The organism is Pseudonocardia oceanicola, from assembly GCF_047200735.1.
Taxonomy (GTDB): Bacteria; Actinomycetota; Actinomycetes; order Mycobacteriales; family Pseudonocardiaceae; genus Pseudonocardia.
The window spans coordinates 17643-30429 of sequence record NZ_JBJZON010000005.1 but is presented as its reverse complement, the minus strand read 5'-3'; the positions used below and the strand labels follow the sequence as shown (position 1 = coordinate 30429).

General features: G+C 67.9%; 14 protein-coding genes. 3 read left to right on the top strand and 11 right to left on the bottom strand.

The features are described from left to right. Positions 1-6: 6 nt before the first annotated feature. Positions 7-408 carry a helix-turn-helix domain-containing protein gene (locus ACL02T_RS09745; RefSeq protein ID WP_412830306.1) on the bottom strand — a complete coding sequence of 134 codons (402 nt, stop codon included), beginning with the start codon at positions 406-408 and terminating at the stop codon, positions 7-9. 203 nt (positions 409-611) lie between these two features. Here ACL02T_RS09745 and ACL02T_RS09740 point away from each other — a divergent pair, with 203 nt between their 5' ends. Both ACL02T_RS09740 and ACL02T_RS09735 read left to right on the top strand, forming a co-directional pair. Beyond that, positions 612-1676: a ComEC/Rec2 family competence protein gene (locus tag ACL02T_RS09740; RefSeq protein ID WP_412830305.1), complete on the top strand. Its 1065-nt coding sequence runs from the start codon at positions 612-614 to the stop codon at positions 1674-1676. Beyond that, on the top strand, positions 1669-2403 hold the full coding sequence (locus ACL02T_RS09735) for a hypothetical protein (RefSeq protein WP_412830304.1): 735 nt from the start codon (positions 1669-1671) through the stop codon (positions 2401-2403). Before ACL02T_RS09740 ends, ACL02T_RS09735 begins: the two co-directional genes overlap by 8 nt. A 90-nt stretch (positions 2404-2493) precedes the next feature. Here the strand turns inward: ACL02T_RS09735 and ACL02T_RS09730 are convergent, their stop codons facing one another. The 10 genes from ACL02T_RS09730 to ACL02T_RS09685 form a co-directional block, all read right to left on the bottom strand. Continuing rightward, positions 2494-2946 (bottom strand): Fic/DOC family protein, encoded by a 453-nt coding sequence (locus ACL02T_RS09730; protein WP_412830303.1) that lies wholly within the window; start codon positions 2944-2946, stop codon positions 2494-2496. Next, positions 2943-3266: an antitoxin VbhA family protein gene (locus ACL02T_RS09725; protein WP_412830302.1), complete on the bottom strand. Its 324-nt coding sequence runs from the start codon at positions 3264-3266 to the stop codon at positions 2943-2945. Before ACL02T_RS09725 ends, ACL02T_RS09730 begins: the two co-directional genes overlap by 4 nt. A gap of 319 nt (positions 3267-3585) precedes the next feature. Next, on the bottom strand, positions 3586-6102 hold the full coding sequence (locus ACL02T_RS09720) for a tetratricopeptide repeat protein (RefSeq protein WP_412830301.1): 2517 nt from the start codon (positions 6100-6102) through the stop codon (positions 3586-3588). Between the two features lie 10 nt (positions 6103-6112). Further along, positions 6113-6604 (bottom strand): hypothetical protein, encoded by a 492-nt coding sequence (locus ACL02T_RS09715; RefSeq protein WP_412830300.1) that lies wholly within the window; start codon positions 6602-6604, stop codon positions 6113-6115. 155 nt (positions 6605-6759) lie between these two features. Next, entirely contained in the window at positions 6760-8142 is a 1383-nt protein-coding gene (gene dnaB / locus ACL02T_RS09710; protein WP_503129084.1) for a replicative DNA helicase, read from the bottom strand. Between the two features lie 44 nt (positions 8143-8186). Next, positions 8187-9155: a hypothetical protein gene (locus tag ACL02T_RS09705; RefSeq protein WP_412830298.1), complete on the bottom strand. Its 969-nt coding sequence runs from the start codon at positions 9153-9155 to the stop codon at positions 8187-8189. 579 nt (positions 9156-9734) lie between these two features. Continuing rightward, positions 9735-9905: a hypothetical protein gene (locus tag ACL02T_RS09700; RefSeq protein ID WP_412830297.1), complete on the bottom strand. Its 171-nt coding sequence runs from the start codon at positions 9903-9905 to the stop codon at positions 9735-9737. 488 nt (positions 9906-10393) lie between these two features. Continuing rightward, on the bottom strand, positions 10394-11269 hold the full coding sequence (locus tag ACL02T_RS09695; protein ID WP_412830296.1) for a Scr1 family TA system antitoxin-like transcriptional regulator: 876 nt from the start codon (positions 11267-11269) through the stop codon (positions 10394-10396). 31 nt (positions 11270-11300) lie between these two features. After that, positions 11301-11855, bottom strand: a complete 555-nt coding sequence (locus ACL02T_RS09690; RefSeq protein ID WP_412830550.1) for a DUF6879 family protein — start codon at positions 11853-11855, stop codon at positions 11301-11303. Next, on the bottom strand, positions 11855-12196 hold the full coding sequence (locus ACL02T_RS09685; protein ID WP_412830295.1) for a hypothetical protein: 342 nt from the start codon (positions 12194-12196) through the stop codon (positions 11855-11857). The genes ACL02T_RS09690 and ACL02T_RS09685 overlap by 1 nt, the downstream gene beginning before the upstream one ends. Before the next feature lie 280 nt (positions 12197-12476). On the opposite strand from ACL02T_RS09685, the gene ACL02T_RS09680 reads away from it, so the two are divergent. Continuing rightward, positions 12477-12770 carry a hypothetical protein gene (locus ACL02T_RS09680; RefSeq protein ID WP_412830294.1) on the top strand — a complete coding sequence of 98 codons (294 nt, stop codon included), beginning with the start codon at positions 12477-12479 and terminating at the stop codon, positions 12768-12770. Positions 12771-12787: the final 17 nt, after the last annotated feature.

Sequence of the window (12787 nt, the reverse complement as noted above, 5' to 3'; positions counted from 1 at the left end):
TACTGATCACTCCGCCGCAGGCTTGCGGGAGGACGAGAACCGGCGCACCGCCGCTCCGATGATCTCCTGCAGATAGTCGACGTCTTCCGCGTCGAGGTCCTTCCGAGCACGCAGAAGCGGCGCAAGCTGGGCCACGAGCGCGGGCTGCTCGCCGGTCTGCCCGTCGTCGGTGCTGCGCTCGGGGCGGATGCTGAAGTTCTCCGCCGGCACCCCCAGCCACTGCGTCATCGCCATGAACGCGTGAACGTCGGGGCTCTTCAAATTGGACAATCTCGACAATGTCGAGGGACTCAAGCCCATGTCCCGAGCCAGCTCGCGCCAAGTCAGGCCCTTCGCCTCCCGCGCGGCGTTGAGATCCCGATACAGGGCAGCCACGTCGACTCGCTCTTCGGCCACGACACCTCCCACGCCGGATCCTACGGCGACCCACGCGCCGCGTCGACACGTCGACCCTCGGTCGACATATCGAAAACGATCACTTACCCTGACAGATGCGTTCGACATGTCATACGGGGTTTTACATCGTGTCGAACGTCCGAGGAGCTCCCCCCTCGGTCGTCTTGGCTCGCGGCCCCCGACGCGCAGCCACCCGTCCCCCCGAGGACTGCACCATGTTCGAGATCGACATGCTCCCCGTCGAGTCCAGCACCGGTCCCGCCCGCACCAAGAGCGGCGACGCCATCGCCTTGCGGTTCACCACGCCCACCGACATCCGACCGAAGATCGTCATCATCGACGGCGGCTACCGCGACAACGGCAAGGATCTCGTCGATCACATCCGGCAGTACTACGACACCAACCACGTCGACCTGGTCATCAGCACGCACCCCGACAACGATCACATCAGCGGCCTGCTCGTGGTCCTCGACGAGCTCGACGTCGACGAGTTGCTGATCCACCAGCCCCGCCTGCACGTCAGCAACGTGTCGCTGTTCAGCAACATCGAGACGGTCGATGCCGTCCTGGCGCTCGCCCGGCAACGCGGGGTGAAGATCTCGAGCCCCTTCACCGGCCTCACCCGCTTCGACGACCACCTGCTCGTCCTAGGCCCGACCCAGTCCTACTACGAGCAGCTGGTCCTCGAGCACCTCATTGAAGCCGGCTGGCAGCAGAAGGCGGCCGGCCTGCGCGAGACGGCCCTGTCCCACGCCTTCCCGCACTTCGCGCAGAAGATGGAGCGCACGCTGTTCATGCCGGAGGAGACGCTGACCGACAACGTCACCACCGGGCCCCGCAACAACACCTCGGTGATCACCCTGTTGCGGGTCGGCGACGCCCGGTTGCTGTTCACCGCCGACGCCGGCATCCCCGCGCTCGAAGCCGCCGCCGACCACTACGAGACCACGGTCGGCGACTTCGGCATCACCCCGTTGTCGTTCATGCAGGTCCCGCATCACGGCAGCCGGCACAACGTCGGTCCGTCGATCCTCGACCGGATCCTCGGCCCCAAGGACGGCGCGCCCTTCGCCCAGGTCTCTGCGGTGATCTCCTCGGCCGCGGCCGACCCGGGCCACCCGAACCCGAAGGTCGTCAACGCGTTCACCCGGCGCGGGTGCTACGTCGTCGCCACCGAAGGCCGGACGGTCTGTCACACCGACGGCAGCGTCATCCGGCCCGGCTGGGGACCGGTCGCCCCGCTGCCCGCCCTCGACGAGCACGGCGACGACGATGCCTAACCTAGCCGACCTCTTCGACGCCTACAGCCGCCGAGCGCGGCTCTATCCCGTCCTGTTGGTCACCATGCCGATCGGATGCTCGGTGGTGCTGCTCTGGCCCGGCCTGGGCTGGGACAAGGTCGCGCCCATCGCCTTGGCCGCGGGCCTGCCCTTCTTCGCGACCAGCATGATCCGCAGCGCCGGCAAACGGCTCGAAGACCGCCTCGTCGTCGAGTGGGACGGGATGCCCACCACCCGGATGCTGCGGCTGCGCGACACCGCCGTCAACACGGAGCTGCGGCGCCGCCGACGCGCGAAACTCGCCGCACTCACCGGTGACCCGCTACCGACCGCGGACGAGGAGGCGGCCGACCCGCGGCGCGCCGACGAGTGCTACGTCGCCGCGGTCCGCGTCCTGATCACGAAGGTCCGCGACGACAAGGACAAGCACCCCCGGCTGCACGACGAGAACGCCGAATACGGCTTCCGCCGCAACCTCCTCGCGGCGAAGCCCGTCGCGCTCGTGCTGCTCGGCGCGCTCCTGGTCGCCGACGGCGTCGCGGTCGTCCTCGGCCGCGACATCCAGGCCGTCGGCCTCGCAGCCGCGATCCACATCGTGTTGATCCTCGCCTGGTCGCTCGCGGTCCGGCGCCGGTGGGTGACCCAGCAGGCCAACACCTACGCAGAACGACTCTTCGAGACGCTGGAGCACGCCGCACCTGCGACCGAAGCTCGCCCCACTACCTAATGCGGCCGGCCACACCAGGCCCCACTTGTCCGACACCCGTCGCGATCACTATCCTGCTCGAAACCGGCTCCGACCTGCACAAACAGCGAGTCAGATCCCCGCCAGCCCGAGGAAACGCTGGGCGCGACCGTTCCCTTCACGGAACGGGTGTAGCGCGTTGAGCTCGCCGAGCAGCTCGGCGAGCTTGTCGATAAACGCCGCCCGGTCCAGTCCGCGCAGATGGTGATCGCGGCGGGCGAGCTTGCCGAAGACGTCCTCGGCGAACCCGACGAGGTGCTGGGGCAGGCAGAACAGGTCTTCCTTGGCGGTCGCGACGGTGCGCAGCTGGCCGGCCCAGTCGTAGAGGTCGCCGAAGATGAACCGGTGGAAGGCCTGCAGGTGGGCCAGGTCGTAGCTGCCGGGCAGACCCTGCTCGCGGAGCTGGACCAGGCGCAGAGCGGTGACCTCGGCTCCGACGCGGTCGAGCTCGTCGGCGTCGGTGATCCCGAGCTTGTTGCGCAGCAGCCCGGTGCAGGGGTCGGTGTAGGGGTCGGACTGGCTCACCTGCGGTAGGGCGCCAGCGCCTTCTCCAGGGCCTCCTCGGGCGTCATCCGCCCCTCGGCCACCGCCTGGAACCGCTCCAAAGCCTCCGGGCCGGGCTCGAGGCCCTCGGCGCGCACCGAGGCGAGCGCCTCGGCGACCGCCGCGCGGCGAACCGCGGCGGCCTGCAGCCGCTCGTACTGCTCCACCGACATCACGACCGCCTCCGCTTTGCGATGGGCTCCAACGAACACCGGGCCGGCGCGCGGCTTCTGCACCTGCTTGAGCACGCCGGTCAACCCGGCGCGGAACTCCCGCACGCTGAGGATCTCCGGCGTAGCCACACCATCATGCTAACACAGTTGTGTACACATCCAGAATCTGAGAGCCACTAGCGGCACAACGCCAGATACGAGGCCAAGCAACGCCGCGCGGACGGTGGAGCTGACCCGCCCTGGGTCAGAGTCTGTGACCGCCGTGCGGCGGTCTCATCCCGCCGCAGGCACAGCCCGGGATAACCCCCGAAACATGCAGAAGCCCGTCGGCCGAGGACCGAGATCGCGCAGATTGGGTGTCCGAACCAACCAATCAGGGCGCGTCGGCGGACCACGCCGTGCGCGAGCCGATCCTCGTCGCCAGACCCTGCTCATCGGCTGGGCTGGCTTACCACAGCTCCGGCTCGCACGGCTCCAGCTCCGCCCTGCCTCCCTCGGTTACATCGTGCTCGAGCATGGCCGTCAGTTCCTTCTGCACCCGTCGCCACATCAGGAGCGCGTTGGCGATGTCGGGGGCCAGCAGAGACCGTCGCCAGTCGGCAGGGTCGAGCGTTACGAGCAGCTGGGCGAGGTAAGGCCAGCGGCGGTCGCGCCATGTGACAACGTTCGAGAAGTACAGCGGCACGAAGTCGGTCACCCTGCACGTGTGCTTGCGGTCGTTTTGATGCTTCTCGGTGGCGGCCCATCGACGCGCGAACTGTTGAGCCGCGTGATCCTCCTGGAAAGGAGGCAGGGCGGCAGTGAACGAGCGGACCCCGAGCACGGTGGTTAGGCGATGAGCCTCCCGAATGAGCTTAAGCCGCGTATCCCAGTCTCGGTTCTCCTCGGCGTAACGCAGAATAAGCTTTCGGATCGCCGGCTCGCGGAGTAGCTCTTCGCGTTCCGCGGCCGTGCAGGCAACCTCTTTACTGGACCGTTCCAGAAGCGCGATCCTTAAGGCCACGTATCGCTCAAGGAGCAGGATCGTGTGGCGGCTCATGATTAACCGGAGAACCCGATGTGGGCGGCGCACCCTCAGCTGTGGATTGGGAAGGTACCGGTCCAGGAAGTCGATGAATTGCTCTGTGGAGCGCAGGTACCGCAGGTCCTCGTCTCCTGTGGAGAGCCACTGGGCGAATTTCCCGACCGATCCGCTGTCCGTCGCGCTGATGGCCCGCTCGAGGTGCCGGACGGCCCGCATAGCCAGTTGATCCTGATCATTGCCGTCAAGGTCCTTTGCGGCGAGCGCGACGGCTAAGGTACAGGCCGCGTTGTAGTGCTCCTGCCAGCCGGAAGCCCACCGTGGCTTCCGTCGCAGCCGCCACTGCAGCATCCGCTCAATGTCGCCAGGTTTGGTGACCTGGCGTCGATGCTGCTCGGAGAAAGCCTTTGAACGGAAGATCTCGAGTCGCGACGCCGCGAAGCTCAGCTGGAGTGGTGCCCAGACCTCCATGATCCTCAATGCGACCTGCGACACGGGCATCCTCGGGCGGCGGCGCCCAGCGGTCCATCGGTAGTCGTCGACCAGGGCCATTACCTCGGACACGCCGACGAAGTGGATGAAGTGCCGCATGTGGTCGGGATGAGCGGCAAATTTCTCGAAGGGGAGCGGTGGCTTCTCGGCCGCCCCCCTTGGGCGGAACTCGTCCGCGTAGCGCTGGTAGTAAGCCTTGAGCCATACGCTGAGTCGGGTGCGCAGGGCCTGCCTCTCCGCAGCGCGGGTTTCGTTGTGTGGGAGCCGGCCGCCCGGAGCTCGCGACGCCACCCCGTCGTCGACATCCGGTGGCTGGGTCTGAGGCGGGAGGCTCCGATGCCACTGGTCGCTTAGCTCGGATGCAGACGAAAGTCGCGCGACGAGGCGGTAACGGGCGATCAACAGGGCGTTGCGGCCGTTGGGGCTGTGTCGGAACATCCGCGGCGGATGACCGCTTTTGTCGTCGTCGAGCAGGTGCCGCAGCCGCAGCCACAGCCGGCGGTCGAACCAGGACTCGATCGCGACGCAGTCCGCGTACCCGGCGAGGGCGTCCATGTAGAGGCCAAGCTGTTCCTGGCACTGCGCGAGCTCGATACGCAGATACGGGTTCTGCGGGTCGAGCTTGAGTGCCAGGCCGAACTCGGCAATCGCCTCCTCGTAGCGCTTCTCGGACATGAACCGCCGTGCCAACTGTGTGCGATGGAATAGCTCCGACGGGATCTCCAGCCCGTACCAGGCCGTCCACGGCGCGCGGCGGGCCAGCCGCGTGCGAGGCAGGATGAATGCGCCGACCCAGTGGGCGCCCCGCTGTGCGACGTCCATCCAGTCGTCGTCCCAGAAGGTGGTGACCCGGCCCGATCGGCCTGGGGCGACCACCACGTGGAGTGTCAGCCCACATGGCTGGTCGCCCTCGCGGGTCACGAGCCGCCCGGAGACGTGGTAGGCGTAACGGACCTGGAAGAGGGCCTGCAATAGCCCCGCCGCCGTCGCGACCCAGTTCGTCGAGCCATTCACTGCTGTGCGGACGTTGTCGAAGATCTCGTCGTGCTGCGGCTCGTTGGGGATCGACTGGGGCGTGCTTAGGCTCATCTCGGCGAGTCTCATGCGGAACTCGCCCAGGATTCGATCGATGCCGGGCACGTGCTTGTCGTCGCCGTCGAACGAGGTGATCTCAATCGGGCCGGGTCGAGATGCCCGCCGCGACAGGATCGTGCGACGCAGCGAGAACAAGGCGATCACCAGCAGGAATGCTGCGACTGCGCGCGTGATCGTAACGTCCTTCAACGGCGTGACCAGCCACTGCGGCGAGTGCGTGGCAAGCACTCCGAGCAGCGAGCCCGGGACGACCGCTGCGGCGAGGGCGAGCAGGAATGCGGTAAGCACACCCCAGAACACGGGGTGTGGGAGGGCGACCCTCTCCATGGAGAGGCCGGCCGGACGGCGACGGCGCACCAGCGGCCCCTCAGATCAGCTTGTGAATCAGCGCGGGCCGCAACGTGGCCACGAGCAGGGCCATGAAGACCGCAGCCAAGGTGCCCAAGGTGATGGCCACGCGCCACGTCGGCGCGTACAGCTGGGTCAGCAGCGCACATGGTGCTGCGGCGGCCAGCAACGCCGTGACGAGGCCGACCGTGGAGCGCCCGCGCGTCGCGCGAAGGAGGAGGGGCATGGCTGCTCCCGCCGCCACGCCCACTACTAGTGCAACCCAGTCAAAGGTGAACAGGGGGGTGCCGTCCCTCGTGATGGACAGCTCGGCGTTCGGGAACAACGGCCGCTTCAGCGCGTACACCGCGAAGACCACGAGTCCGAGCAGGAAACCGGCCCGTGCGCTGAGCCTGATCTCTCGCTTCGAGAGGCTGCCAGGAAGCCACGCGGCCACCGCTAGGATCGTGAGGAGCACGACGGGGATCACGCCGAGGTAGACGATGTCCTCGATCAGTCCAATTTCTCTCACCGGAGTCCTCCGCGACGATCCTGCCGGCATGGTGGTCGCGGACGGTGTCGCCGGTGTTACTGGGCGCCGTGAGGTTCTGCCAGCTAAATACCGCACATTTCTCCGGATGCAGCCCGGTCGACGAACCGTCTATGGCCACTGTGTTGCGGGAGCTACTAACGAGCAAGGTCGGTGAAGCGGCTGTAGTGGAGCTGGTGGGCCACCGTGATCGTGTTGGTGGGGCCGTTGCGGTGCTTGGCCAGAATCAGGTCGGCCTCGCCCGCGCGGGGATCGTCGCGCTCGAACGCGTCCGGCCGGTGCAGCAGGATCACCATGTCCGCGTCCTGCTCGATCGAGCCGGACTCACGCAGGTCCGAGATCATCGGCCGCTTGTCCGTGCGCTGCTCCGGGCCACGGTTGAGCTGGCTGATCGCCACCACCGGCACCTCGAGCTCCTTGGCCAGGAGCTTGATCTGCCGGGAGAACTCCGAGACCTCCTGCTGGCGGGACTCGACCTTGCGGCCCGAGGTCATCAGCTGCAGGTAGTCCAGGATGATCAGCTTCAGGTCGTTGCGCTGCTTGAGCCGGCGCGCCTTGGCCCGGATCTCCATCAGCGTGAGGTTCGGCGAGTCGTCGATGAACAGCGGCGCCTCGGAGATCTCCGACATCCGCCGCGCCATCCGGGTCCAGTCGTCGTCGCTCATCCGGCCCGCACGCATGTCCGCCAGCCGGATCCGCGCCTCCGCCGACAGCAGCCGCATCACGATCTCGGTCTTGCTCATCTCCAGCGAGAACACCGCGCTGGTCATCTGGTGCTTGATCGAGCAGGACCGCGCGAAATCCAGCCCGAGCGTGGACTTGCCCAGACCCGGCCGGGCCGCGACCACCACCATCTGCCCCGGGTGCAACCCGTTGGTGCACGCGTCGAGATCGGCGAACCCGGTCGGCACACCCAGCGAGACGCCACCGCGGGAGGCGATCGCGTCGATCTCGTCCATCGTCGGCTGCAGCAGCTCCTCGAGCGGGACGTAGTCCTCGCTCGTGGACCGCTCGGTGACCTCGTAGATCGCCGCCTGCGCCCGGTCGACGACCTCCTCGACCTCCGCGCCCTCGGCCCCGTGGTAGCCCAGCTGCACGATCCGCGTGCCCGCCTCGACCAACCGCCGCAGCGTGGCCTTCTCCGCCACGATCTCGGCGTAGTACGCCGCGTTCGCCGCGGTCGGCACCGTGGCGATCAGGGTGTGCAGGTACGGCGCGCCACCGAGGCGGATCAGCTCCCCGCGGCGCTGCAGCTCCGCCGACACCGTGACCGCGTCCGCCGGCTCACCCCGACCGTAGAGATCGAGGATGCAGTCGTAGACCGTCTGGTGCGCCGGCCGGTAGAAGTCGTCCGGCCGCAGCACCTCCACCACGTCCGCGATCGCGTCCTTGCTCAGCAGCATCCCGCCCAGCACGGACTGCTCGGCCGTGAGGTCCTGCGGGGGCTGACGGTCGCCCGAAGTACCACCTTCATCCGCCCACGGGCTGCGGCTGACCGTGCTTGAAGGCGTCCGATCCATAGCCGAAGAATCGGCCCACCGTGCAGTGGAGCTCGGGCTGGCTGTCATCGCCGGCTCCTGTCGTACGCCCGGCTGGGAACGGGCAGCATGGCGGGCTTCTGCGTGAGCTGGTGCTGTGCACGGCGCTTCTCGCGTAGCCCGTCGAGGTGCTGGCGCAGGGCTTCCCGTGCCATGGCGCGAGCAGCGGGCTCGGCCACGGTTGGCGCAGCAATAAGCGGCGTCTCCGTCGGACGCGCCGGCACGCTCATGCGGTGCCCGATCACGTGACCGGGCAGCTCGTTCAGCCTGCCCTGCCAGGGACGCAGTCTCGCGCCGAGAACCGCGATCGGGTCGTTGACCCCCCGCCCGATGTCCCCGCGGGAGACGTCGCGGCGGTCGGGGTGGAACTCGGCGGCGTAGAGCAGTCCGGCAACGCTGGCCCCGGCGTCCCACCACCGCTTGAGCAGCGCCCGGGCACGCCAAATCTTGATCTTGCCCGCTTTTCGGCCTTCTAGGCCGAGACGTGAGAGCAAGGTGAGTGTTGCTGCGTTTCTGGATTGAGGACAGTCGGGGACGGAGTGGGCTGGCCACGTGCGTGGGGAGGTGACTTGAGCCCGTTCGCCGCGAAGCGAGGGCTTAAGGTCAACTGGAGAAGTGGGGAGGTCGCCACTTTCATCCACAGGGGACTCGATCTCGCTTCGAGCTGGCGGAGAGTCTGTAGTGACCAGCGCATATGTCGGCGTACGCCCAACGTCGGTGCCCAAGAACTCGGCGGAGGCACCGCACTCGACGACCACGAGCACGCCAAGGTCACGCGCCCAGGCCAGTACCCGAGAGACGGTTCGCTCGGAACGGCCGCCGGCCTCCCCAAGCCGTTCGGCTGTGACACCGGCGATCAGCCCGGTCTCCCAGTCCATGCAGCGAACTAGCTGGCGCAGGATCAGACTCCAGCTGCGCCGCTTGTCGGTACGCCATTCCTCGTCGTCGACGCGACGCGCGAGGTAGGTGAGGGCTTCGGCCTGGGAGGTCAGCACGCGGTGGCCGGTGGCGATGAAGTTCCGCCAGCCAGGGTGCGGTCGGTAGCAGCCTTCCTCCATGCGGCGTCGGGCGCGCTCCCGGCCGTGGGCCATGGCGCGCGCTCGGGCGCGGGCTCGTGCGCCCGGACGCGCTGCACGGCCGGGGCCGCTTGTCGGGCCGGTTGGCTTCGCCCGATACGCAGCCCCACGCGGAGCTCGGGGTGCGTCTTGCACGGTTGTGCGGGCGAAAAGCCGGGCTGGGGGGATGCCCTGGGCGAGGAGCTCGCCATGCAGGACACAGGTCGATGTGCTGGAACCAGATGCAAGCGTGAACGCGCCTTGTTCGTAGCAGGGCAGGCACCAGCCCGACGCGGCATCAGGTGCTGGTTCCTGATCCGGGCAGGCAGATATCGCCCCGTGTCGCGCTCGCGTCTTATCCGGCCCAGGCTGTAGCCTGGACACGCGAAAGCGCCCCTTCTTGGCAGGTTGGGGAATTCGCCCCGGCTCGCCGGGGCACCGGCGTCACATGGGGTGCTGGCCCCAGCTGACGCGAGGTCTATAGCGAGGCGGCCCCTGGCAGGGGGTCGCCTCGCTGTGTTAGGAGGCCTTGTGCAGTGGCAACTCCTCCTGTCCACGCGGCGTTGTCTCCGCGGGCAGCTCGTCGCGATGGCGCAGGCCAATCCGGATCAGCGCGGCTGCAGTCTCGGAGAACGACCAGTCCCGTGCCTCGGCCAGCTCGCGCAGCTCAGCGCTGTCGCTCGTTGGCACCCGGGTCACGATCACGTCGCGCGGGCCCTTAGAGGGGCGCCCGCCTGCGCGTCCGGCTGTCCGTTTGGCCATGCAGGCATCATGGCGGAGTTTCTGAAACGAACCGCCGCGACACGCCGCCTTCTGCGCCTCGGATTAGCCCATCCGAGGTGTGGAGCCGCGCAAAGAGGGCAGAGGGCTGGCATCTGGTTCGCCGCCTCGCCTTCCCCTCCAGCCCGGTCGAACCCGAAGCGAGGGTTCATCCAACGACGCGATCGCCGGAGGTCACGCAGGTGTGGCTCGGTCCCGAGGCGCCCCGTCGGAGCGCCAGCCCCCGCGACGAGCGGCGCGCCGGGACTGCGGCCGGTACTTCGTCGAGCTGGCAGGACGAGCGGCTGGGCCCCGCTGACGCTCTCCCCGTATAGCGGCGCAGCTCGTCATCATGTGAATACCCGTCTTGACCCCACCCCTTAGCGGGAGCAGGGCTCGGGCGCTGCATCCAGAACTATCTAACCGGCCTTCTGGCCGCGGTACGACTCGGCCGTCCTGATGAGGATGGCTCTTGCTTCATCGCCGTACACAGCGAGCGCTTCCAGACGACGGAGGAGGTCGACGTGACGTCGTACGGTGTGGGGATCCTGGGTCACCGCGACTCCTCCAGAGGTGCCGAGTACCAGGGACTTCTCGTCGTGGAGGTCGAAGGCGTTCTGGGGGAACTCAGGACGCGCAGTCGGGTCTTTGGGCACGCGCGGGATGATGCCGATGCGCCAGCCGGGGCGGTCGATCGCTGACGCGAGATGGTCGCACTGTTCGGCCATGACATCGGCCCCGGCTACCCCCCAAGCAAGGGTGCTCTCAGCCAGGAGCTGCCGATATTTCCGCGGTCGGTCCTGCGACATCGACACATCGTGGCGTCCGCGGCGGATGGCCAACCATTCCTCTTCCTCGGGCCCGCTCGGAACGCCACCTCCGCTGCGGTAGATCGCGCGCATGTAGCCCTCGGTCTGTAGCAACCCGGGCACCATGAGCGGGGAGAACGTTGCGACCTCGGAAGCCTGCTTCTCTGCCCGCGCGAACCGCCGCTGAAGGTTGGCCACCGCGAACGGCTGCAGCACCACCCTGGTCGTGACGACACTTCTTGCGTCCTCGTGTGCATCTCGCGCCAGCTCGAGGACCCGTCGGCGCATCGGGGCGGTTGCGGCTGTCGGCTTCGCCCGAAACAGCGTCCATGCGAGACGTCCCGCGTCGGGAACAGACGGGAGGTACTTCCCGCCCAGGATTCGCGAGACTTTGCTTTGCGAGAAGCCGGCTCGTCTGGCGAGTTCGGAACCGGAGAGCCCGGTCTCTCGCCGCAGACGATCGAGCAGCGCGGCGAGCTCACTCACCGCGCTGTCGTCGGATGCCGCAGTGGTCAACTCAGGCGACCTGAGCCCGTGCGCGATGGAGGTCGGGGTGCTCGGCCCACCAGTCCTCGAAGGGAACGGCCTGGGCCCACGAGACGTCGCGCAGCGCGAGGAGCGCCGAGCCGTACTCTGGCGTTGCGACCTCGGCGCCGATATGGCGGCCCGCATCGTCGTAGTGGGTCACGACGACGTGGTCGCGTTGGACGACCCAGAAGTCGGGCACCTGCGTGTCGAGGCGGTTGTCGGCCGACACCTCAAGGACCCGGACGTCCTCTCCCGCCGCGGCGTTCTCGCTGTAGAGCGTGCAGCTGTAGTGCTCGTACGGGGGGATCGTGCCCTCGTCGTCGACGTGAACCACTCGGAGCCGCCGCCAGGGGTGATTCTGCTCGGCCGCGGTGCGGAGCATTTGAATGAAACCGGACCGGTCACCCGCCGGTGCCTCGCCTCGCAGGAAGCGCTCGTAGTCTCCCTGGTCAGAGGCCGCGTCGTAGTAGCGCAGACCCTCCCAACGGAACACGCCGAGTTCGGCGCGCTCGCTGAGGTGAGCCCCCATCGCGCGCAGGTCCATCACAGCAGGACCTCCTCTCTCGCGGGGTAGATGACGGCCTCGTCCGGGCGCCGTTCCATCCCCATCTGCTCAAGCATCTCCGAGTCGGTCACCGGCTCTCCGACGACTACCGCCCAGTCGCCTTCACAGCGGGTGATATCGATGGGGTGCTCTCGTGGCATCCACGCCGGCACCCTGACGGCGACCTGGTTCGGGGCGAGGCAGACCTCGGCGAGCGTTCGACTGTCGGTGACGACGTAGCCCTGAACCACCAGCTCCCCTCCCTCCGTCTCGTGGATGTGCGGGCAGTCGAATCCCTGCGGGCAGTCCAGGTCTCCGGCCAGCGTGCGCGCGATCCTCATGGGCTTCCCCTCCCAGAGCCCGGCGCCTCCGCCGGACCTTGGAAGTGTCCGGCCTCAGCCTCAGCTAGTCAAACCTGAGGTGTGCATGACTGCTTGACTATGCACAGCATAGCTGTGCATAGTCCTGGTGCAGGGCGACGGATTCCCCTCCCACCAGGCCCTGCGTCCAAGAGGAAGTGCCACCCAAAGCACAACCCTTCAAGGCCCCGGTAGGCGCGGCAACGCCTACCGGGGGAGTGGATCGCAACGCCCGACCTCGTATGACCAGGAGGAACGATCCGTGTCCATGTTCTCGCGCCCCCGAGGGGCGATCACCTTCAGCCGGGTCGGCTGGGGACCAGCGGTGGGCTGCGGCGTGCTGCTCGCGGCCGGTGCGACCCTCTGCGAGCTCTTTCCCGGCGTCACCAAGGCCTTCGGGATCGCGATCGTGTTCCTGGCGGTCGTCTCTCTCGCGATGCGCTTCATCGCTCGTGAGCTCCGGGTGCGGGCCCGGCTCGCGGCGCTGTCCCCGGTCTCGGCTCCCGTCCCGGCCCGGCCGGTCGTGGCGGACCCGGTGCTCGGGGAGGCTGCGTGATGGGCGTCCGCGCGAGC

Bases quoted from the DNA above. Each gene is read 5' to 3' on its own strand.
- ACL02T_RS09735 (WP_412830304.1), top strand. From the start codon at position 1,669: ATGCCTAACCTAGCCGACCTCTTCGACGCCTACAGCCGCCGAGCGCGG.
- ACL02T_RS09685 (WP_412830295.1), bottom strand. From the start codon at position 12,196: ATGAGGATCGCGCGCACGCTGGCCGGAGACCTGGACTGCCCGCAGGGA.
- ACL02T_RS09690 (WP_412830550.1), bottom strand. From the start codon at position 11,855: ATGGACCTGCGCGCGATGGGGGCTCACCTCAGCGAGCGCGCCGAACTC.
- dnaB (WP_503129084.1), bottom strand. From the start codon at position 8,142: ATGGATCGGACGCCTTCAAGCACGGTCAGCCGCAGCCCGTGGGCGGAT.
- ACL02T_RS09740 (WP_412830305.1), top strand. From the start codon at position 612: ATGTTCGAGATCGACATGCTCCCCGTCGAGTCCAGCACCGGTCCCGCC.